Source organism: Nocardia sp. NBC_00508 (assembly GCF_036346875.1).
In the GTDB taxonomy this organism is placed as follows: Bacteria; Actinomycetota; Actinomycetes; order Mycobacteriales; family Mycobacteriaceae; genus Nocardia.
The window spans coordinates 1,158,885-1,179,950 of the sequence record NZ_CP107852.1 but is presented as its reverse complement, the minus strand read 5'-3'; the positions used below and the strand labels follow the sequence as shown (position 1 = coordinate 1,179,950).

Genomic DNA, 21,066 nt, shown 5'->3' with positions numbered 1-21,066 from the left:
CGGCTGCCCGCCGCGCGACCGGACCGCCGCACTGTCCGGAGGCGCCGTGCTGATATCTGCGCGGAAGTGGCCGCTTCGATCGGCGTGCCACTTCGGTAGCCGGGTGTGGCCGGGTGCGGGTCAGCGGACGCGGGTACCGAGCAAGTGCCGCACGCCGGCGACGAACAATTGGAGACCGAAGTCGAAACGCGCGGTGGCGTCGGGGGTTTCGTCCAATGGCGTCGCGTCTTCGGCGAGCGCGCCGACCGAATCCATCTGCATTCTCGACTGCTCGTCCACGGTCTGGCCCAGCACGTAGTAGAGCAGGGTGAACGCCGCGAGCTCGGCCTCGTGCCGCGGCATGCCCGCGCGAATCGCCGCGCTCACCAAGCGTTCCCGGCCCTTGCTGGTGGTGAGCCGGGAAGCGTAGGTCGCCGAGACCAATTCGGCGCCGTCGCGATAGGCCAGCAGGCAGTCGCGCAGGCGATGGGCCAATTCGGTGACCTGCCCGGACCACTCGTCGGCCGCGATCGGGTCCTCCATCGGGGCGAGGATCTTGTCCGCGACCGCGCCGAGCAACGCTTGCTTATTGGGGAAGTGCCAGTACAGCGCGCCGGGTTGCACCTGAAGTGAACCGGCCAGCCTGCGCATCGTGAGATCGGCGAGGCCGTACTGATCCAGAATCGCGATGGCTCCATCCACCACGTCCGCCCGGTGCAGTTGCACTGGAAGTCCTTCCCCGTCGTGTTTTGACTCACTCTTACCGCTACCCTAGCCTGAACACCGTTCAAGTTGCACGGCCACCTCGGCCGGACGAAGGGATTCGTGCAGTGACCCAGGCACCCGTTGATATCGATATTCTGTCGATCGCCCGTGCGCAGGTGCTAGAGCGCGGCCAAGGGCTGAACCAGGAACAGACCCTGGAGGTACTGCGCCTGAGTGACGACCGGCTGGAGGAATTGCTCGCTCTCGCCCACGAGGTGCGGATGAAGTGGTGCGGTCCCGAGGTCGAGGTCGAGGGCATCATCAGCCTGAAGACCGGCGGCTGCCCCGAGGACTGCCACTTCTGCTCGCAGTCGGGGCTGTTCCAGTCGCCCGTGCGCGCCGCGTGGCTGGATATCCCGAGCCTGGTCGAGGCCGCCAAGCAGACCGCGAAGACCGGCGCCACCGAGTTCTGCATCGTGGCCGCCGTGCGCGGCCCGGACGAGCGCCTGATGGCCCAGGTCGCCGCGGGCGTCGAGGCGATCCGCAACGAAGTCGACATCCAGGTCGCCTGTTCGCTCGGCATGCTCACCCAGGAGCAGGTCGATCAGCTGGCCGCGATGGGCGTGCACCGCTACAACCACAATCTGGAGACCTCCCGCTCCTACTTCCCGAACGTGGTGACCACGCACACCTGGGAAGAGCGCTGGGACACGCTGCGCATGGTCCGCGAAGCGGGCATGGAGGTGTGCTGCGGCGGCATCCTCGGCATGGGCGAAACCCTGGAGCAGCGTGCCGAATTCGCCGCGAACCTGGCCGAACTCGAGCCCGACGAGGTGCCGCTGAACTTCCTCAACCCGCGGCCGGGCACACCGTTCGGCGACCTGGAGGTGCTGCCCGCCGCCGACGCGCTACGCGCTGTCGCCGCGTTCCGGCTCGCGCTGCCGCGCACCATGCTGCGCTTCGCGGGCGGCCGGGAGATCACCCTGGGCGATCTCGGCGCGAAGCAGGGCATCCTGGGTGGCATCAACGCCGTCATCGTCGGCAACTACCTGACCACCCTCGGCCGCCCTGCCGAGCAGGACCTGGACCTGCTCGGCGAGCTGAAGATGCCGATCAAGGCGCTCAACGAAACGCTCTGACCCCGGCTCGGTTGGAGGAAAGAGACCACGACCATGGGTACTGTCATGGACATGGACGAGCGCTACAACCCGTTCACCGGCAAGCGGATCGTGCCGGGGCTCGACGACGCGATCCCGGCGGCCGCCGCGCTGGGCTTGGAGCCGCCGCGCTTCTGCGAACAGTGCGGCCGCCGCATGATCGTGCAGGTGAGCCCGGACGGCTGGTGGGCGAAATGCTCCCGGCACGGCGTGCTCGACTCCGCAGATCTGGAACGCCGCTAGTGGTGCCGGTGACGGCGCCGTCCCGAGGCGGGATGCGGCGCGAGGTGCGTGCCGCGGCGGTGGTCGCCGTGGCGGTGCTGCTGGCGAGTGCGATCGGCGGTGTCGGATGGGGGTTGCTGGCGCCGACCGAGCGGCTGCTCGTGGTCGAACCGGGTCGAGGTGTCGCGCTGACCGGCGAGAGCGCGCACCAATTCGACGGGCTGGCGATGTTCCTGCTCGCGGGTGCGGTGCTCGGTCTGCTGTCGGCCATGGCCGCGTGGCGGTGGCGATCCGCGCGCGGACCGCTGCTGCAAATCGGCTTGCTGGTCGGTTCCGGTGTGGGCGCGGTGATGATGGCGCGAGTCGGCGAACAGGTCGCCGAATGGCTGCATCCGCGCCCGGATGATCCGCCGGTCGGCCAGATCGTCGCGCTGCCCATCGAGATGGGCAGCGCGCTCGCGCTCATCGTGCAGCCGCTGATCGCGTCGTTCGTCCTGCTGTTCCTCGCCGCGCTGAACACCTCGGAAGACCTCGGCACCGGTCTGCGCGCTGCTGGGGTCGCGCGCGGATCCTTCGACACCACCGACGCGTTCACGTCCTATGGTGACGCTGCGCGTGGGGCGGAGTTGCCCTCTCGTGGCTACGCCCCTGCCGCCGACGGGTATTCGCTGCCCGAGTCACGTCCACGGCACTGACGCCTTTTCTGCGCGAGTCAACCGCGAGCCGGGTCGATGTGGGAGATGATCAGCGAGCAGTCTCTGCCGCCGTGCCCGGTGTCGACCAGCTGCTGCAGTTGGGCACGCACGAGTTCCGCGGCGGGCAACTCGGTCCCGGTCGACGCGGCAGCCGCGAGCGCCAGCCCGATGTCCTTGTTTGCCAGCTCGGCGGTGAAGGTGGCGGCGAATCCATTGTTGGCGGCGGACGTTTCGACGATTCCGGGCACCGGATACCAGGTGCGCAGCGCCCAGGAGTCCGCCGAGGAGACCGAAGCCACATTCCAGAAGACCTGCGGATCCAGGCCGAGGCGCTCGGCCAGCACCGCACCCTCGGCGCAGCCGGCCAGGTTGATCAGCAGCATCATGTTGTTACAGATCTTGGCGGCTTGGCCGCTGGTGGCGCCGCCGGTCCGAATGATGTTGCCGCTCATCGGCTCGATCAGGCTCGCGGCGGAGGCGACCGCGTCGGGTGCACCGCCGACCATGAACGTCAGGGTGCCGGCGGCGGCGCCGCTGATGCCGCCCGAAACCGGTGCGTCGACGAATCGGAAGCCGCGCTCGCGCGCTGTCTCGTGCAGCGTGTGCGCGGAATCAATATCGATGGTCGAGCTGTCCACCAGTAGCGTGGTCGGTGCCGCGTGGTCGAGCACACCGTCCTCGCCCAGGTACACCGAGCGGACGTGCTCGCCCTTGGGCAACATGGTGAACACGGCGTCGACGTCGCCGACAGCCTCGGCGAGCGAGGCCGCGGGGTGGACGCCGCCGGCGGCCGCGGCGTCGACGGCCGCCGCGTCGAGATCGAAGCCGGTCACAGTGTGCCCACCCTTGACGAGGTTCGCCGTCATGCGGCTTCCCATGTGCCCCAGGCCGATCCACCCGATTGTTGCCATGCTGCGCTCCGTTCCGTCCGTGCGGGCCGCGTGATGTGGACCACGCTACGAAACCGATCGAGCCGATATCAATGCAGTTGGCGGCGCGATTTCGCAGTAATGCCCTGCAGATTTGCAGCTCGAGTGGTGGAATCATCCCATGACACAGCGCAGTGCCCCGCTCGGCATCCGGCCCAGTCCGGATGATCTTCTCGTCCTGCTCGCCGTGGCGCGGCTGGGCCGGTTCGCCGCGGCGGCCACCGCGCTGGGCGTCAATTCGACGACAGCGTCCCGGCGCATCGCGGCCCTGGAGAAAGCGGTCGGCGGCCGACTGCTGGTACGCGGTCCGCGTGGCTGGGAGCTGACCGAGATGGGCCGCGGGGTGCTCGGGGTCGCCGAGGAAATCGAGAAATCGATGCAGCTGCTCGCCACGCCCCTGCGGGCGCGCAGCGACGGTCTCGGCGGACTGGTGCGGATCGCCGCCTCGGACGGATTCGTCGCCCGGTTCGCGGTGCCCGCGCTGGCGCGGCTACAGGAAGCGCATCCGCGGCTGGCCATCGAACTCATCAGCGCGACACAGCGGGTCCGGCAGAACCGATCCGGCGTGGACCTCGAGATCGTGGTCGGTCAGCCCGACGTACACCGTGCGATCGCCCGGCACCTGACCGACTACCGCCTGGGTCTGTACGCCGCCGATACCTACCTGAACCGGCACGGGACACCGGGCGCCCTCGCGGATCTGGCCCAGCACCGCCTGATCTTCTACGTCGAATCGTCGCTCCAGGTGGACGAACTCGACCGCGCGGCCAAACAGTTGCCCGAGCCGGTCGCCAGCATGCGGTCCACCAGCGTTTTCGCACATGTCGAGGCCGCTGTCGCGGGTGCGGGGGTGGCAATTCTGCCCGCGTATCTGGCCGACGCACGTCCCGAGCTGCGGCGCCTGCTGCGCGAGGACTTCGACTATCAGGTCTCGTATTGGACCGTGGCGCGGGAGGAGTCGCTGCGCAGCAATGCGGTCCGGGCAGTGCTGGCCGCGTTACGCACCGAGGTGGCCGAGCGTGCCGCGGAACTGCGCGGCCAACCGGACTGACACCCCGGCGCACTGCACTCCGCAGGGCATCAGCTGCACAGCCGCCTCGACATCACCTAGGCCGATTCGCTCGAGCGACTGCTGGGCTGTCGGGCACTGTCAGTAGTCGAGGTCGGACCAAGGTATGTGAATGGCGAACGGGAAATCGATGTGGATTCCGTCGGTGGTCGCCGGGGTCCACTCGTCGGCCAGAATGTAGTTGGCCCGGTGTAGCGGCCGGACTCCGGCAGGGAGTTGGCCGTGCCCGGTCTCCAGCGCATAGGCGCGGACGATCTCGATTCCGCGCGGATCGCGTGCCAGCCTGACCTCCCAGTACCACGGGATGCCACCGTCGGCATAGCGGGCCTTCTTGGCTTCGATGTCTCTGTGTGTATTCGATGGCGAGAGTACTTCGCCCGCGATCAGGACATCGCTCGCTCGGATGTCCTGATAATCGGACTCGAGACAGCGGAAAACCAAGAAATCCGGTGTGACGAAGTCGGATTTCCCGTTGGGCTGCAGAAAGACGTTCGTTTCCATGCCCACCTGCCAGCACTGCTCCGGCTGCCCGGACATGACGTGGTGGACGCATCGCCGCAGAGCGGTCCAGAACAGTCCGGTGTACTGCTGGTGCTCGAAGGGGCCACGCCGGACCCAGACGACACGACCGTCCCAGAGCTCGATCTGGCTCGCGATTTCCTCGGGGAGGCGCTCGAGCTCCTCCCACGTCATGAACTCGGGAAGCTCCGGCCGATCTACTCGCGGGGTAGACATGCCGCTCATGGTAGCCGGGTGAGCCGTCGCCACCGAGCGATCCGGTCATCGCCATTCGCGCCGCGGACAGCTCTGCCGGAGAGCTTCGCCACCCGAGCTACTGTCGCCTACCGCGAGTCGCACTCGACGTGCCGTCGCCCGAGGTTGACGCGACATTCGAATACCACCCGAGCCCCACCGCGATCATCGATTTCGTGCACAGCGGGACAGAAATCACTGGAGCCGAGAAGGTTTCATCGATACCGTGATCCGGTCGAGTGGTTGAGGATGTGTCGAAGGGAGGTAGGTGGTGAATCGCGCACAGCGGGTGGCTGCCGACGCGCCTTCGGCGGCGTCCGCGGAGCGCGCCGATCTGGTCGCGTGGCGGCGGCGGGATGCATTGCGGCGCAGCAACGCGGCGCGGCCGGTGCCGAACAAGCGTCGGTATCGGCGCGGGCACAAGCATCGCAAGGCGGCGGCGGAATGCTGAGCGGGAAGGCGGCTGGGCTTGGTCGGGGAGACGCAGACTGCGGCGTGCCGGCCGAGTGACTCGCTCAGGACGGTGGGCGCAGGGCCGCGAATTCGTCGGTGACGCGTAGACCGGAGTCGGTGAATCGGTAGACGGCGGCGGGGCGGCCGCCCGCGCGACCCGGAGCGGCGGTGGCGCCGGTGGGCGTGATCACCTTGCGGCGCGAAAGAACCCGCTGGAGGTTCGTGGTGTCCACGTCGTATCCGAGTGCAGCGCAATAGATTTCGCGCAAGGTCGACATAGTGAACCGGTCGGGCGCGAGCGCGAAGGCGATGTTGGTGTAGGACAGTTTCGCGGCCAGTCGGGTGCGGGCGTGGTCGACCACGGTGCGGTGGTCGAAGGACATGTCCGGCAGGGCCGAGACCGGATGCCAGGCGGTGTCCGAAGGTAGCCGCGGGTCGGCGGTGAGCGGCACTAGGCCGAGGTAAGCCGAGGCGATGCGCCGCGGGCTCGGCACCCGGTGGGGGGCGCTGAACACCGAGAGCTGTTCGAGGTGGGTCAGCTCGCGCACGTCGACCTTCTCGGCGAGCTGGCGGCGCGCGGAGGCGTCCAGGTCCTCGTCGTCGCCGAGTCGGCCGCCGGGCAGCGACCAGGTGCCCTTCTGTGGATCGAGCGCGCGTTCCCACAGCAACACCGCCAGTTCGGTCCGCTGGTCCGGTGGGCAACGTTGCAGCATGCCTTCCGCGCGGTCCGCGGAGCTTCTACCTGCGGCGATCTCGACGGGGAAGCGGCGAACCTGGAACACCGCGGTGAGCGATTCGTGGATGGTGCTACCATGGGGCACGTTTTCGATTGTAAGACGAAAACCTGGTTTGGTGCGAATCGGCGGAGTAGCCGACCGCACGAGGAAGGGAGCCATCCATGGCGACGACGGGTGCGAAACTGGCGCCCCCGCTGATGGGGCAGGTGTTCGACGGACCCGCGGGGTTCGCCGGAGTCGAGGCGACGCCGGAATGGGCGCAGGAGGTCAAGCGATTGGCCAGGGAGCGCAACGCGACCATTCTCGCGCACAACTATCAGCTGCCCGAGATCCAGGACGTGGCCGACCACGTCGGCGACTCGCTGGCGCTGTCGCGAATCGCGGCGGAGGCGCCGGAGGACACGATCGTGTTCTGCGGCGTGCACTTCATGGCCGAGACCGCCAAGATCCTCAGCCCGGCCAAGACCGTGCTCATCCCGGACCAGCGCGCCGGATGCTCGCTCGCGGACTCCATCACCGCCGACGACCTGCGTGCCTGGAAGGCCGAACACCCGAAGGCGGTGGTCGTCTCGTACGTGAACACCACCGCCGAGGTGAAGGCGCTCACCGACATCTGCTGCACCTCGTCCAACGCGGTCGACGTGGTGGCCTCGATCGATCCGGACCGCGAAGTGCTGTTCCTGCCGGACCAGTTCCTCGGCGCGCACGTCAAGCGGGTCACCGGACGCGCGAACATGCACATCTGGGCGGGTGAATGCCACGTGCACGCGGGCATCAACGGCGACGAGCTGACCGAGCAGGCGCGCACCCATCCGGACGCGGAGCTGTTCGTGCACCCGGAATGCGGCTGCGCCACGTCGGCGCTGTACCTGGCGGGCGAGGGCGCGTTCCCGGCCGAGCGCGTGCACATCCTGTCCACCGGCGGCATGATCGACGCGGCCAAGGCGGCGAAGTCGAACCAGGTGCTGGTGGCCACCGAGGTCGGCATGCTGCACCAGTTGCGCAAGGCCGCCCCCGGCATCGACTTCCAGGCCGTGAACGACCGGGCCTCGTGCAAATACATGAAGATGATCACCCCGGCGGCACTGCTGCGGTGCCTGGTCGACGGTCGCGACGAGGTGCACGTCGATCCGGAAACCGCTGCGCTGGGCCGCAATTCGGTGCAGCGGATGATCGCGATCGGCAACCCCGGCGGCGGTGAATGAGTTCGACCTCCGTGGTCGGTCCCCGGCGGAACGCGGTGGACGAGGCGCGAGCGCTGATCGCCCCGAATCCGCCCGAGGCCACGCGGATCGGAAGGCAGCGAGGCGCGAGCCGATGACACCCGGGATTTCGATCGACTGGGAGGCCGAGACCGACCTGGTCGTGATCGGCGGCGGCGTCGCGGGACTCACCGCGGCGCGGACGGCGTCATTGCGCGGTTTGCGGGTGCTCACGCTCAGCAAAGGCGGGCCCACCGACACCTCGACCCAGTACGCGCAGGGCGGCATCGCCGTTGTGGCGCCGCACGGCGATTCCGTCGAATCACACGTGCACGACACGGTGGAGGCGGGCGCCGGGCTCTGTGACCCGGGCGCCGTGCGCTCCATCGTCGAGGGCGGGCAGGCCGCGGTGGACGCACTGACCGACCTGGGCGCGGTGTTCGATCTCGGTCGCGACGGCCAGGTTTCGCGTACCAGGGAGGGCGGCCACAGCACCCGCCGGATCATCCACGCGGGCGGCGACGCGACCGGCGCGGAGGTGCAGCGGGCGCTGAACGAGGCCGGTCTGCCGGTGCTGTTCGGGGCCGCGGTGGGCGAGATCGTCACCGGGCGCGGCGGCGTGCAGGGTGTTGTCGCGGTGTCGGACAAGGGATTCGGCGTCGTCCACGCGCCCGCGGTGCTGCTGGCCACCGGCGGGCTCGGCCAGCTGTACGCGCTGAGCACCAACCCGCCCGGCGCCACCGCCGACGGCATCGCGCTCGCGCTGTGGGCGGGCGCCACCGTCACGGATCTCGAGTTCGTGCAGTTCCACCCGACCGTGCTCTACACCAAGGGCGGGGTGGGCTGCAGGCCGCTGATCAGCGAAGCGGTTCGCGGTGAAGGCGCGATACTGGTCGATACCGAAGGCAATTCGGTGACCGCAGGGGTGCATCCGCGTGGCGACCTCGCACCGCGCGACGTGGTCTCGCGCGCCATCGCCGCGCGCATGCGGGCGCTCGGCACCGAGCATGTCTACCTCGACGCACGCTCGATCGACCACTTCGCGCAACGGTTTCCGACGATCACCGCCTCGTGTCTGGCCGCGGGCATCGATCCGCGTACGGATCTGATCCCCGTCGCCCCGGCCGCGCACTATCAGTGCGGCGGGGTCGTCACCGACACCCACGGCCGCACCGAAGTGCCCGGCCTGTACGCGGCGGGTGAGGTCGCGCGCACCGGCCTGCACGGGGCGAACCGATTGGCATCCAACAGCCTGCTGGAGGGTTTGGTGGTCGGCGAGCGCGCCGGAGCCGCCGCGGCCGAGCGGCTCGGCGAGCGGGCGTCCGTCACCGAGATCCCGGTTCGCGTCGCCGCGTGTGCCGATCGCGAGATCGTGCAGCGGTTGATGACCACGCACGCCTCGGTGGTCCGCGACGGCGCGGGCCTGGCCGAAGCACTGAAACGGCTGGACGACGTGGTCGCCCGGCGCGTCACGTGCACCGGCGTCACCCACCCGATCGCCGCGATCGAGGACGCCGCGCTCACCCTCGCGGCGCGCACCCTGCTGCTGGCCGCCCTCGCCCGCACCGAAAGCCGTGGCTGCCACACCCGGTCGGACCACCCGGACCTCGTCGACGGACTCCGCCGCGGCCTCCCGATCCGGCTGAACGACGAGGGCGCCCCCGAATACCCATCACCCATTCCCTGAACACAGCCGTCGAGCAGGACTACGGGAGCTCTCCACCATGTCCCGCTCGGCGAGAGAGGAGCGCTCCCATGGCTCTGGACGCCGGTCTGGATCATGACGAGGTGCTGCGGATCATCCGCGCCGCGCTGGACGAGGACCTGCGCTACGGCCCGGACGTCACCACGACGGCCACCGTGCCCGCCGACGCGGTGGTGAAGGCGTCGGTGGTATCGCGGCAGCCGGGAACGATCGCGGGGCTCGACGCCGGGCTGCTGGTGCTCGACGAGGTGATCGGCGCGGGCGAGTACGAGGTCACCGACCGCCTGGCCGACGGCACCCGGGTGACGCCGGGACAGTCCGTCCTGACCGTGGTAGCGCCGAGCCGCGGCCTGCTCACCGCGGAGCGCACGATGCTCAACCTCGTCTGCCATCTGTCCGGCATCGCCACCGCGACGGCCGACTGGGTGGACGCGGTCGCGGGCACCCGCTGCCGAATCCGGGACAGCCGCAAGACGCTGCCGGGACTGCGCGCGTTGCAGAAGTACGCCGTCTGCGTCGGCGGCGGCGTCAATCACCGCATGGGTCTCGGCGACGCCGCGCTGATCAAGGACAACCACGTGGTCGCCGCGGGGTCGGTGGTCGAGGCGCTGCGCGCGGTCCGCGCCGCCGCCCCCGGCATTCCCTGCGAGGTGGAGGTGGACAGCCTCGACCAACTCGACGCCGTGCTCGCCGAGAACGTGGAACTCGTCCTGCTGGACAACTTCCCGCTCTGGCAGACCCAGGCCGCCGTGCAGCGCCGCAACGCCACGGCACCGCAAACCAAGCTGGAATCCTCGGGTGGCCTGAGCCTCGACGTGGCCGCCGACTACGCCCGCACCGGCGTCGACTACCTCGCCGTCGGCGCCCTCACCCACTCGGTCCGCGTCCTCGACCTCGGCTTGGACATGTAGGCGCCCTTCCGAACCGTTCGGCGGCGCGGCACATGAACCGGCTCATCTCGCGGGAGGTCGCCCGAACAGGGGCGGGCGCTCCGCGTTCCCGGTACCACGCCGCCGTAACCCTCAGCTGTCGCGGACCATCGTGCGCTGATGCACCCGTTTGCCGTGATAGCGCAGGCCGGGTACCAGGGGCTCCCGGCCGTGGGCGGTGAAGCCCATGCGGTCGAAAAACCTGACGGCGCGGCTGTTTTCGACCAGGGTCTGTAGATGGCAGCCGGGTGACCCCGCCTCGGTGAGTCGCTCGAACCAGCGCAGCATCAACCGGTCGGCAGCGCCGATGCCTCTGGCTTCGGGTGCGACGTTGATGTGCAGATGGCTGGGCCAGCGGTCGTCGTGGATCTCGCCTGCCGTCGGTGCCCGGCGGATGGCCGCGCCCGCCATGTCGGCGAGGCTGCGTGCGAAGAACGCGGCGGATTCGCGGCGGAACATCAGGCGATAGCGACGGATCGCCTGATCCATGCGCTCGCCTTCGCTGGGAAATGCCGAACTGTCCACGCACCCGGTGAGATACCCGACCAGTGCGCCGTCGGACTCCGCGACGAACAGCGATTCGGGTTCCAGATCCATATACGGCTCGAGATAGACCGCCGCCTCGGATTCCGGGTGGCCCCACAGCGACTCGGTCGGCGATTCCGCGCCCGCACGCACGAACAAATCGCGCAGGGCGGATCGGTCGCCGTCGGCGAACCCGCGAATCTCCATGCCGCCCAAGCTACCAGTGCCGACGAATTGGCCGAGGCGCCCGCAGCCGGGGCAATCGGGTGGTCGCGATGATCAGGCGGTGAGTTCGCGTTCCAGCGGTGTCCGGAAGCGCGGAACGGCGCGCACGTCGCCGAACCAGTCCGTGACCCGCTGGGATTCCGTGACGATCAACGATTCGGCGTCCGCCCCGACGTCTTCCAGGAGGCGGTAGACGATCTCGCCGTCCTTGCGCTGCGCCCAGCCGCCGACGATCCGACCGTCCCACCAGACGGTGGGGCCGATATTGCCGTTGCGATCGAACAGGCGGGCGGCGTGCGGGCCGAGAAACCAGTCCCGTGCCTGCCAGCCCATCGGGGTCGGGTCGAGCGCGGGCAGCAGCGCCGCCCAAGGCTGCGGCGCCGCGACCGGCTCGACGTCGTCGGCGAGCAGTACGCCGGTGACACCGTCCAAGTCGGCATCGACCAGGTCCAGCGCGCCGAGCGCCGCGCGGACTTCGCCCAGCGTCCAGCCGGTCCACCACTTGATATCGGACACCGGCGCGGGTCCGAAGGCGCGCAACCAGCGCCGGACCAGCTCCACACGGGCCTCCGCGGCGGGCATGGCCGCGACGCCCTCCGGCAACCACGATTCGATCGGCGCCCAGGTGTACTGGCTGCTCGCCCAGCTGCCGTTCGGCCTACCGCGCACGATGCGACCCTCGCAGCCCAGCGTCACCAGCACCCACGTGGTGATGTTCGTCGGCTTCGAATACGCCTTGTCCGGCGCGGGGTTCACCTGGGTGCGCAGCCGCGGGACGGCCTTGCTCAGCTGCGCGCCGGTGGCGGCGCCGCGGTCCAGCAGCGCCTTGTGCGTCTCGGCTTCGACCTCGGCGAGCCAGCGCTGCACGTCGCCGTCGCCGACGCCCTCCTGCGCGAGGTACTTGCCGTAGGTGCGGCGCTGCTTGTGCGCCAGGGCATCCGCGCACGATGCTTGCAGGACCGGGACCAGATCCACCGGCGCCACGAACATGGTGCGGCGCATCGCCAGCATGCGCAGCAAGGCGCGGTCCTCGTACAGGGCGCGCTCGACATCCGCAGGGGTGAGGCCGTCGCCGCGGGCCGCGACCGAGAGGAATACGGTGGCCGGATCGGTGGCGTGCAGCGCCACCATCGACCCGGCGATCTCGGCGACCCCAGTGGCCCGTTCTGGTGTCGCGAGCCGGTGCCGTACCGCCAGCCGAGCGCGCCGCTCGGCGGCATCAATCGAACGCATAGGCGAATCGTAGCGTCAGCCGGGATGGATCAGCGCCCGAAGCTCTCTGGGGTGACCGTCGGTGTCCGGCAGGCGCCGCCGGTTTCGGCGGGTCGGTGACTACCTGTCGGAGTGCGCGGTAGCCAGCTGATCAGCGTCGGTCGTCCGATCTCCATGCCCACCAGCGCTGTAGCGAAATATCGCCACCTGCGGCCGTTCCCGGCGTGCCCGCACAACAGTCGGGTCGAAATGCGATTCCCGCCTAGACGGGGGTCGGCAGGCGGGGTGGGAGTCGCGGCGCGTGCCATGATTCGAGCATGAGGCGCTGGTATCCGGTGTTCGTGTGCTGTGTTCTCTCGACCCTGTTCGTGGCGACGAGTATTGCGGCGCTTCCCGTTTCGGCGGCGCCCGGCTGCGCGGCAGGGGTGGTGGTACGCCCGGTGACGCTGAGCGTGGACGGCGAGAACGCGACCGGCCGGGTCTACGAGCCCTACCGGTGCGCCGAAGGCGACGTGACCGCGCAGGCGCTCGTCGTCGCCGTGCACGGGCACGAGGGGTCCTCGGCCGACTTCGCCGACTACCTCGTCTCGATCGCGCGGCGCACCGCGACCCCGATCCTGTCGATGGACCTGCGCTCGGTGCAGAGCGTGTGGCGGCCCGGGGAATGGAACCTGTGGGCGGGATGGCGCGACATCGTCGCCGCGACCGCGTGGTACCAGGACGCCCATCCCGCGCTCACGCGCACCGTGCTGTGGGGCTGGAGCCAGGGCGGCATCACCAGCGGTCTCGCGGTGGCGCACGGTCCGCGCGGGATGTTCGACTATTGGGTCGACAACTACGGTCCCGCCGACGATTTCACCATGTGGCTGGGCGCGGTGGCCGTCGATCCCGCACTGCCGGGGCAGATCGAGCGCGACGCGGGCGGCTGTCCTCCCACGGCCTGCCCGCTGGCCTACGTCGACCGTTCACCCGCGCTGCTGGCGCACCGGATGGATGTGCGCCGCGCGTTCCTCGTCCATGGCACCGCCGACGACGTGGTGCCTTACGCCACCAGCGTGGAGATGCGTGCCGGGCTCCTCGCCGCGGGCAAACCCACGTCGATGTACACCGTCGTCACCGGCCGCGATCTGACCGGGCGGGTGGTCCCCGGCGATCACAGTGTCGGCCCGGCTTTCTTCGAGGGCGGCTGCGTGGTCGAGCGCCTCCTGCTCGGCGTGGAGCCGGTCGACGGCCCGGATCGCGACTACGTCGTGGACGTCGCGCACGGCGTCGTCACCGCTCCGTCCGCCCCGCCGGGCGCCAAGTGCGCGGCCTGAGACGAGCGCGGGAACAGGATCGCGGCGCCGCGCGGTTGATCATGTGGAGCCCGATGACGAAGTGAGGACGCGATGACCAAGCCGACCGACCCGGCTTACCACTGGAACGGCGCCGATCTGGATCTGGACGCCTACCTGGCCCGGATCGGCTTCGATGGCGAGCGCGCCGCCACCGTGACGACGCTGCACGAACTGGTGCGGGCGCACACCACCGCGATCCCGTTCGAGAATCTGGAGATCATTCTCGGCCGCTCGATCGACCTGGACCTGGCCACCTTGCAGGACAAGATCGTCCGGCGCCGCCGCGGCGGCTACTGCTACGAGAACGTCGGACTGTTCGCGGCCGCGCTGGAACGGCTCGGTTTCGGCGTCACCGGCCTCAGCGGCCGGGTGAGCATGGGCGCGGGCGCGGGATTGCGGCCTGCCACCCACGCCCTGCTGCGCGTGACGACCGCCGATGACGACCGGATCTGGCTCTGCGATGTGGGCTTCGGCTCGGGCCCGCTCGTGCCGTTCGAGTTGTCCACGCAGACCGGCGAATTCGCCGCCGGGGCATGGCGGTTCCGGCTGGAGCGCACGTTCGGCGAGCTGGATTCCGACTTGTGGGTGCTGCACCAATTCGGCCGGGAAGGCTGGGTCGACCGCCACAGCTTCACCCTCGACCCGCAATACCGCATCGATTACGCCGTCGGCAATCACTTCGTGTCCACCTCGCCGCGTTCCCCTTTCACCACCCGGCCGTATCTGCAGCGCTTCCACCCCGACGTGCACTACGTGCTGGACGGCACCACGTTCATCACGGAGCATCCCGACGGAACGAGCGAGACACGGGAATTGGAACCGGCCGAGCTGCCCAAGATCCTCGCCGAGGTGTTCGACATCGAGCTCGCCGACGCCGACGCCGCCGCGCTGGCTCGAGCCCCGTGGGCGCGCGACTGACACCGCGACCCGATGGCGCCGCTGGACGTGGGCCGTCTACAGCCCGAGCCGCTTACTTCGTTGCCTCGCTCCGGCCCGATAGTGTCGTCGGCGTGCGTATCAACCGGAACTCTCTCGTCCTGTTCGCCGCACCTGTCCTCGTGCTCGCCGCGTGCTCGTCCGGACCGGAGCAGCCCGACACCGTAGCCGGGCAGTTCGCCGAGGCGCTCAATCGCGACGACATCGCCGCGGCCGCCGCGCTCACCGACAACCCGGCCGCGGCGTCCGACACGCTCGGCAGGCTCTACGACGGGCTGGGCAAGGACGTGCGTTTCGAGGTCAGCTCGGCCGACGACAACGGCTTCGCGCTGGCCGCGACCTGGAAGCTGGGCGAGGGCGGCAAGGCCGAGTGGGCTTACACAACCAACGGCACCGCGAGCGACAGTGGTGCGGGTTGGAAGGTGAAGTGGGATCCCGCCACCCTCGCCCCTGGTCTGGCTTCGGGGCCGTTGAGCTACAGCCCGCTCTATCCGGAACCCGCCCGCGTTCTCGATTCCGCCGGCGGCGACTTGATGACCGAACAGGTCGTCACGCTGGTGAACATCGCCCCGGGCGTCGATCTCGCGGCGGCGGCGGATCTGCTCGGTCCGCTCGCATCCGGTCTCACCACGCAGTCACTGCAAGCGGAACTGGTCCAGGCGCAAGGAAAGCCGGTCACCGCGATCACCCTGCGCGACACGGATATCGCTCCGATCCGGGATCGGCTCGCCGCGCTTCCCGGTGTCACCCTCGCGCCGCAGACCCGGTTGCTGACGACCGACAAAGCACTGGCCACACCGACCTTGTCCGGGCTCGCCGAGTTGTGGCAGGAATCCGCCGACGCGAACGCGGGCTGGGCGGTGCGCGCCCAGACGCCCCAGGGCACCCAGCGCGTTGCCGGAAAGGACCCGACACCGACCGCCGATATCGTGACCACTCTCGACCTCGGCCTGCAGCGCGCGGCGGAGGCGGCGCTGGCCCCGATCACGCAGCCCGCCGCGATCGTCGCCCTGCGACCTTCGACCGGTGACGTGGTCGCGATCGCACAGAACGCCACCGCCGACGCGCAGGGCCCGATCGCGCTGACCGGCCTGTACCCGCCCGGCTCGACGTTCAAGACGGTCACCGTCTCCGCCGCGCTGCAGGCGGGGACGGTCACCCCCGACACCGAGGCGCCCTGTCCCGGCACGGCGAACATCGAGGGACGCCGCATCCCCAACGACAACAATTTCGATTTGGGCACAGTGCCGCTGCACACCGCGTTCGCCCGTTCCTGTAACACCACCATGGGCTCGCTCGCGGTGAAACTGCCCGCCGACGCCCTGCCGAAAGCCGCCGCACAACTCGGGCTGGGGATCGATTACGTCACACCGGGCCTGACAACTGTCACCGGAAAGGTGCCACCGTCCGACACTTCCGCATTGCGTGTGGAGTCGGCGATCGGTCAAGGACAAGTGACAGCGTCGCCGTTCGGAATGGCACTGGTCGCCGCCTCGATCGCCCGCGGTGCCGTGCCCGCGCCCGCACTCGTCGCGGGCAGGCCCGGCACCCCGGACCGTACGCCCGACGCGCTGCCGCAGACCGTCGCCGACCAGGTGAAGTCCATGATGCGCGAGACGATCACCGCGGGCACCGCGACGCAGCTGCGCGATGTTCCCGGCCTGCTCGGCAAGACCGGCACCGCGGAGTACATCGATGACACCCACGCGCACGGCTGGTTCGTCGGTATCGACGGTGACCTGGCGTTCGCCGCGTTTGTCAGCGACGCGAGCGGTTCGGCTCCCGCGGTGGAGGCCGCCGGCCGGATGTTGCGCGCGGCGCGATAGTCCGTTTCGGGCGATTTGGGGCTGGAACATGGCCCGGCTGACGCGTGCGAGCATTCCGGCGCCCGCTACACTCATCCCCGGACCGCGTGAAGTTATCAATATGCGGGATGTCACGATTTCGAGAAGGTTCGGAGTAGGCGCCATCGATACCGGTCAGTTGATCGCGGAGCATTACCGCCTGGTCGAGCGGATTGGTAGCGGCGGCACGGGCGTGGTCTGGCGTGCCGTCGATGAACGCCTCCAGCGCTCCGTAGCCGTCAAGCAGATCCACATCCAGCCGAGCCTGCCCGAGGCCGAACGGGACGTGGTGCGCCAGCGCGCCATCCGGGAGGCCCGCAATGCCGCCCGCTTCCAGCACCCGAACGCGATCGTCGTGTTCGACATCACCGAGCACGAGGGTGACCCCTGCCTGGTGATGGAGTACCTGAAGTCCAAGAGCCTCGCCGCGGTGATCGGCGCGCAGGGCACGCTGCCGCTGACCCAGGTGGCGCGGATCGGCGAGCAGGTCGCCTCGGCGCTGATCGCCGCGCATCAGGCGGGCATCGTGCATCGCGACGTGAAGCCGGGCAACATCCTGCTCGACGACCACGGCACGGTGAAGATCACCGACTTCGGGATCTCCCGCGCGACCGGCGACGTCACGCTCACCGAGACCGGACTGATCTGCGGCACCGCCGCCTATCTCGCACCCGAGATGGCCCGCGGCGCCGATCCGACGCCCGCGTCCGACGTGTTCGCGCTGGGCGCCACGCTGTTCCACGCGCTGGAGGGCGAACCGCCCTACGGCGGGGGCTCCAACCCGCTCGCGGTGCTCTACGCCGCGGCCAACGGTCAGCTGAGCGAGCCGCGCAACGCGGGTCCGGCAACGGATTTCCTGCTCGACCTGCTCAGCCCCGAACCGGCCGAACGCCCCAGCATGCGGGTGGCGCGACAGCAGCTCGCCGCGTTCGCCGACGCCGGTCCCGCGCCGGTGGCAGCCGGATTCGTCCCGGCCAGTGAGGCTTTCGCCCGGCCGAGAGCAGGCGAGTCGGACGCGGCCACCCGCGCGCTGCGACCGTCGGCGATGTCCTCGGCGCCCTATACGCCGGCCGAGCGGCATCAGCGTCCGCGTCCGGCGCCGGCGCGCTCGGCCGACCGGTTCGACACCGCGGCACATCCGCCGACCATGGCGCAGCCGCGGCCGGTGCCCGAGCGGCGCTCGGGCGGCAAACGACGCGCGGTGCTGATCGGCGCGCTGGTGGGCACGCTCGCCGCCGTCTCGGCGCTGCTGATCAGCGCGTTCAGCCAGTCCGATGGCGACTCGCCGGGTCCGCAGGCGAACCCGCCGTCGGCGACCGCGACGACGAAACCCGGTTCGACCTCGACTGTCGCGGCCGAGCTCGGTCGAACCCCCAGCTCCGGGGAGCGGGTCGACATCGGGGCGGCAGGTGGCCTGATCGAGCAGTTCTACAGCGACCCGAGTGCCTCGTGGACCCTGCTGACGCCCGCCGCGCAGCAGATCTACGGCAACGAACAGGGCTTCCGTCAGTACTGGGGGTCGCGGACGATCGAGACCTTCGCCACCATCGAGGCGGCCAAACGGTCGAACAACGAGGACGGGTCGGTCGACATGCGACTGGCCAGCCTCACGATCGAGGGCCAGACCAAGGGCCTGACCTTACGGGTGATCAGCTCTGGCGGGCGTCTGCTCATCGATAGCGACACCCGTTAGGTATCGATCGCCGAGTAGGTCGAGCACCGCTGAGTAGTAGTCGCCCACGGCGGTTCGGGACGAGAGTGCCGTCACATTTCGCCTCATCGAGACGCCGACCCGGACAGGTCGACGCACATTCGTGTCGCGAGCGCTGTCGTGACCACGCAGATCACGGGCGGTTCGGGCTTGCCGGGCGCCCAGCCCGGCGGCGGCTGTGGCCGGATCGGGTCCGGACGCGTCGATTAGGCTGGAGCTGCAACTTTCCTGTTGCGAATCAGCTGGAGACAAGGACCGACACCACATGACAACCCGCATCGAGCTCGCCCGCGTCGATCTGCGCGGTCGCACTCCCTCTGTTGCCGAGCTGCGCGCCGCGCTGCCGCGCGGGGGAGTCGACGTGGACTCGGTGCTGCATCAGGTGCGGCCGGTGGTCGAGGCGATCCGTGACGAGGGTGTGTCGGCGGCCTTGGAGTTCAGCGAGCGGTTCGACGGCGTCATCCCGGCGACGGTGCGGGTACCGGCCGCCGAGCTGGACGCCGCACTGGACCGGCTGGACCCGGCGGTGCGCGCGGCACTGGAGGAATCGATCGCCAGGGCGCGCAAGGTGCACGCCGATCAGCGGCGCACCGACAAGACCACCGAGGTGGTTCCCGGCGGCACGGTGACCGAGCGCTGGGTGCCCGTCGAGCGAGTGGGCCTGTACGTGCCGGGCGGCAACGCCGTCTACCCGTCCAGTGTCGTCATGAACGTGGTGCCCGCGCAGACCGCGGGCGTCGGCTCGCTGGTGGTGGCCTCGCCGCCGCAGGCGCAGTTCGGCGGGCTGCCGCACCCGACCATCCTCGCCGCCGCGCGGATGCTCGAGGTCGACGAGGTGTGGGCGGTCGGCGGCGCTCAGGGCGTCGCGCTGCTGTCCTATGGCGGCGTCGACACCGACGGCGCACAGCTGGAGCCGGTCGACCTGATCACCGGCCCCGGCAACATCTACGTCACCGCGGCCAAGCGGCTGTGCCGCGGCCTGGTCGGCATCGATGCCGAGGCGGGCCCCACCGAGATCGCGATCCTCGCCGACGCGACCGCCGATCCGGTGCACGTGGTCGCCGATCTGATCAGCCAGGCCGAGCACGACGTGCTGGCCGCCAGCGTGCTGGTCACCGACAGCGAGCAGCTGGCCGACGCGGTGGACGCGGCGCTGAACGCGCAGCTGACCGTGGTCAAGCACGCTCACCGGGTGAGCGAGGCGTTGCGCGGCAAGCAGTCCGGCACGGTCCTGGTCGACGACATCGAGCAGGGCCTGCGCGTGGTGAACGCCTACGCCGCCGAGCACTTGGAGATCCAGACCGCTCACGCGCCCGCGGTCGCGGCCCGAGTGCGCAGCGCGGGGGCGGTGTTCGTCGGCGCCTACGCGCCGGTCAGCCTCGGCGACTACTGCGCCGGTTCCAATCACGTGCTGCCCACGGCGGGCTGCGCCCGGCACTCGTCGGGCCTGAGCGTGCAAACCTTCCTGCGCGGCATCCATGTGGTGGAGTACACCGAGGCGGCGCTGAAGGACGTCGCCGGTCACGTGGTGGCGCTGGCCAACGCCGAGGACCTGCCCGCGCACGGCCAGGCCGTGCAGGCGCGTTTCGAGGCGTTGTCGTGACCGGCGCGGTACGCGCGCCCGGCGCGGACGTGACCCTGGACGACCTGCCGCTGCGGTCCAATCTGCGCGGCAAAAAGCCTTACGGCGCACCGCAATTGACGGTCCCGGTGCAGCTGAACACGAACGAGAACCCGCATCCGCCGAGCCGGGCGCTGATCGACGACGTCGCCGAATCGATCCGCGCGGCAGCCGCCGATCTGCACCGCTACCCGGACCGCGACGCCGTCGCGCTGCGCACCGACCTGGCGCGGTACCTGACCACGCAGACCGGCGTCGCGGTGGAGACCGGCAACGTGTGGGCGGCCAATGGTTCCAACGAGATCCTGCAACAGCTGTTGCAGGCGTTCGGCGGCCCCGGCCGCAGCGCCCTCGGTTTCGTTCCCTCGTACTCGATGCACCCGATCATCTCCGAAGGCATCGACACCGAGTGGATCGAGGCGAAGCGCAACGCCGACTTCTCCCTCGACGCCGACCACGCGCTGGCCGCCATCGCCGAGCGCACGCCCGACGTAGTCTTCGTGACCAGCCCGAACAACCCCACCGGGCACAGTATTCCGCAGCGGGACCTGGCGCGCATCCTCGCCGCCGCCCCCGGCATCGTGGTGGTCGACGAGGCCTACGGCGAGTTCTCCGCGCAGCCGAGCGCCATCGGGCTGATCGAGGAGTTCCCGGCCAAACTCGTGGTCACCAGGACGATGAGCAAGGCGTTCGCGTTCGCGGGCGGGCGGCTGGGCTACCTGGTGGCCGCGCCCGCGGTGATCGACGCGATGTTGCTGGTGCGGCTGCCCTACCACCTGTCGGTGGTCACCCAGGCCGCCGCGCGTGCGGCCCTGCGGCACGCCGAGGAGACCCTCGGTAGCGTCGCCGAGCTGGCCGCGCAGCGCGATCGGGTCGCGGCGGCGTTGCGGGAGATGGGTTTCGACGTGATTCCCAGCGACGCCAATTTCCTGCTGTTCGGGCGGTTCACCGACGCCGCGCAGACCTGGCAGCGCTATCTGGACCACGGCGTGCTGATCCGCGATGTCGGCATCCCCGGCTATCTGCGCACCACCATCGGCCTCGCCGCCGAGAACGACGAACTGCTGAAGGTCAGTGCCGCCCTGGCGGGCACCGACCTCACACCGCGATGACCCAGCGC

20 protein-coding genes are annotated in these 21,066 nt (G+C 69.8%); 14 read left to right on the top strand and 6 right to left on the bottom strand.

Going from position 1 to position 21,066, the window contains the following annotated elements; translation table 11 throughout:
- Positions 1–120: 120 nt before the first annotated feature.
- A complete protein-coding gene (locus OHA40_RS05190; RefSeq protein ID WP_330231926.1) occupies positions 121–705 on the bottom strand; it encodes a TetR/AcrR family transcriptional regulator C-terminal domain-containing protein in 585 nt (194 codons plus the stop codon).
- 104 nt (positions 706–809) lie between these two features.
- Here OHA40_RS05190 and bioB point away from each other — a divergent pair, with 104 nt between their 5' ends.
- The 3 genes from bioB to OHA40_RS05175 are packed head-to-tail and all read left to right on the top strand — an operon-like array spanning position 810 to position 2,758.
- The gene (gene bioB, locus OHA40_RS05185) at positions 810–1,823 is read left to right on the top strand and encodes a biotin synthase BioB (protein ID WP_330231925.1); all 1,014 of its coding nucleotides are present in this window, start codon (positions 810–812) and stop codon (positions 1,821–1,823) included.
- 33 nt (positions 1,824–1,856) lie between these two features.
- The gene (gene bsaP, locus OHA40_RS05180) at positions 1,857–2,084 is read left to right on the top strand and encodes a biotin synthase auxiliary protein BsaP (protein ID WP_228838226.1); all 228 of its coding nucleotides are present in this window, start codon (positions 1,857–1,859) and stop codon (positions 2,082–2,084) included.
- A gap of 8 nt (positions 2,085–2,092) precedes the next feature.
- Positions 2,093–2,758, top strand: a complete 666-nt coding sequence (locus tag OHA40_RS05175) for a DUF2567 domain-containing protein (RefSeq protein WP_330231924.1) — start codon at positions 2,093–2,095, stop codon at positions 2,756–2,758.
- Between the two features lie 17 nt (positions 2,759–2,775).
- Here OHA40_RS05175 and mmsB read toward each other — a convergent pair whose 3' ends face one another.
- Positions 2,776–3,669: a 3-hydroxyisobutyrate dehydrogenase gene (gene mmsB, locus OHA40_RS05170; protein WP_330231923.1), complete on the bottom strand. Its 894-nt coding sequence runs from the start codon at positions 3,667–3,669 to the stop codon at positions 2,776–2,778.
- Positions 3,670–3,808: 139 nt separating this feature from the next.
- On the opposite strand from mmsB, the gene OHA40_RS05165 reads away from it, so the two are divergent.
- Entirely contained in the window at positions 3,809–4,738 is a 930-nt protein-coding gene (locus tag OHA40_RS05165) for a LysR family transcriptional regulator (RefSeq protein WP_330231922.1), read from the top strand.
- Positions 4,739–4,837: 99 nt separating this feature from the next.
- Here OHA40_RS05165 and OHA40_RS05160 read toward each other — a convergent pair whose 3' ends face one another.
- Positions 4,838–5,491: a Uma2 family endonuclease gene (locus tag OHA40_RS05160; RefSeq protein ID WP_330231921.1), complete on the bottom strand. Its 654-nt coding sequence runs from the start codon at positions 5,489–5,491 to the stop codon at positions 4,838–4,840.
- A 289-nt stretch (positions 5,492–5,780) separates the two neighbouring features.
- Here OHA40_RS05160 and OHA40_RS05155 point away from each other — a divergent pair, with 289 nt between their 5' ends.
- Entirely contained in the window at positions 5,781–5,960 is a 180-nt protein-coding gene (locus tag OHA40_RS05155) for a hypothetical protein (RefSeq protein ID WP_330231920.1), read from the top strand.
- A gap of 64 nt (positions 5,961–6,024) precedes the next feature.
- Here OHA40_RS05155 and OHA40_RS05150 read toward each other — a convergent pair whose 3' ends face one another.
- The gene (locus OHA40_RS05150; protein ID WP_330231919.1) at positions 6,025–6,783 is read right to left on the bottom strand and encodes an NUDIX hydrolase; all 759 of its coding nucleotides are present in this window, start codon (positions 6,781–6,783) and stop codon (positions 6,025–6,027) included.
- Positions 6,784–6,860: 77 nt separating this feature from the next.
- On the opposite strand from OHA40_RS05150, the gene nadA reads away from it, so the two are divergent.
- From nadA to nadC, 3 genes are all read left to right on the top strand, one after another.
- Complete coding sequence (gene nadA / locus OHA40_RS05145) at positions 6,861–7,904, top strand: quinolinate synthase NadA (protein ID WP_330231918.1); 1,044 nt, start codon at positions 6,861–6,863, stop codon at positions 7,902–7,904.
- A 112-nt stretch (positions 7,905–8,016) separates the two neighbouring features.
- The gene (locus OHA40_RS05140; protein WP_330231917.1) at positions 8,017–9,588 is read left to right on the top strand and encodes an L-aspartate oxidase; all 1,572 of its coding nucleotides are present in this window, start codon (positions 8,017–8,019) and stop codon (positions 9,586–9,588) included.
- A 68-nt stretch (positions 9,589–9,656) separates the two neighbouring features.
- Positions 9,657–10,517, top strand: coding sequence for a carboxylating nicotinate-nucleotide diphosphorylase (gene nadC / locus OHA40_RS05135; RefSeq protein ID WP_330231916.1), 861 nt, complete (start codon positions 9,657–9,659; stop codon positions 10,515–10,517).
- Between the two features lie 111 nt (positions 10,518–10,628).
- Here the strand turns inward: nadC and OHA40_RS05130 are convergent, their stop codons facing one another.
- Complete coding sequence (locus OHA40_RS05130) at positions 10,629–11,267, bottom strand: GNAT family N-acetyltransferase (protein ID WP_330231915.1); 639 nt, start codon at positions 11,265–11,267, stop codon at positions 10,629–10,631.
- A gap of 72 nt (positions 11,268–11,339) precedes the next feature.
- Positions 11,340–12,518, bottom strand: coding sequence for a winged helix DNA-binding domain-containing protein (locus tag OHA40_RS05125; protein ID WP_330231914.1), 1,179 nt, complete (start codon positions 12,516–12,518; stop codon positions 11,340–11,342).
- 296 nt (positions 12,519–12,814) lie between these two features.
- Between OHA40_RS05125 and OHA40_RS05120 the strand changes: the two genes are divergently transcribed.
- From OHA40_RS05120 to OHA40_RS05095, 6 genes are all read left to right on the top strand, one after another.
- Entirely contained in the window at positions 12,815–13,813 is a 999-nt protein-coding gene (locus tag OHA40_RS05120) for an alpha/beta hydrolase family protein (protein ID WP_330231913.1), read from the top strand.
- A 72-nt stretch (positions 13,814–13,885) separates the two neighbouring features.
- Positions 13,886–14,752 (top strand): arylamine N-acetyltransferase family protein, encoded by an 867-nt coding sequence (locus OHA40_RS05115; protein ID WP_330231912.1) that lies wholly within the window; start codon positions 13,886–13,888, stop codon positions 14,750–14,752.
- Positions 14,753–14,844: 92 nt separating this feature from the next.
- On the top strand, positions 14,845–16,596 hold the full coding sequence (locus tag OHA40_RS05110; RefSeq protein WP_330231911.1) for a penicillin-binding transpeptidase domain-containing protein: 1,752 nt from the start codon (positions 14,845–14,847) through the stop codon (positions 16,594–16,596).
- 100 nt (positions 16,597–16,696) lie between these two features.
- Positions 16,697–18,307, top strand: coding sequence for a serine/threonine-protein kinase (locus tag OHA40_RS05105; protein WP_330231910.1), 1,611 nt, complete (start codon positions 16,697–16,699; stop codon positions 18,305–18,307).
- A gap of 283 nt (positions 18,308–18,590) precedes the next feature.
- A complete protein-coding gene (gene hisD / locus OHA40_RS05100; RefSeq protein ID WP_330231909.1) occupies positions 18,591–19,928 on the top strand; it encodes a histidinol dehydrogenase in 1,338 nt (445 codons plus the stop codon).
- A complete protein-coding gene (locus tag OHA40_RS05095) occupies positions 19,925–21,058 on the top strand; it encodes a histidinol-phosphate transaminase (protein ID WP_330231908.1) in 1,134 nt (377 codons plus the stop codon). Before hisD ends, OHA40_RS05095 begins: the two co-directional genes overlap by 4 nt.
- Positions 21,059–21,066 lie beyond the last annotated feature (8 nt).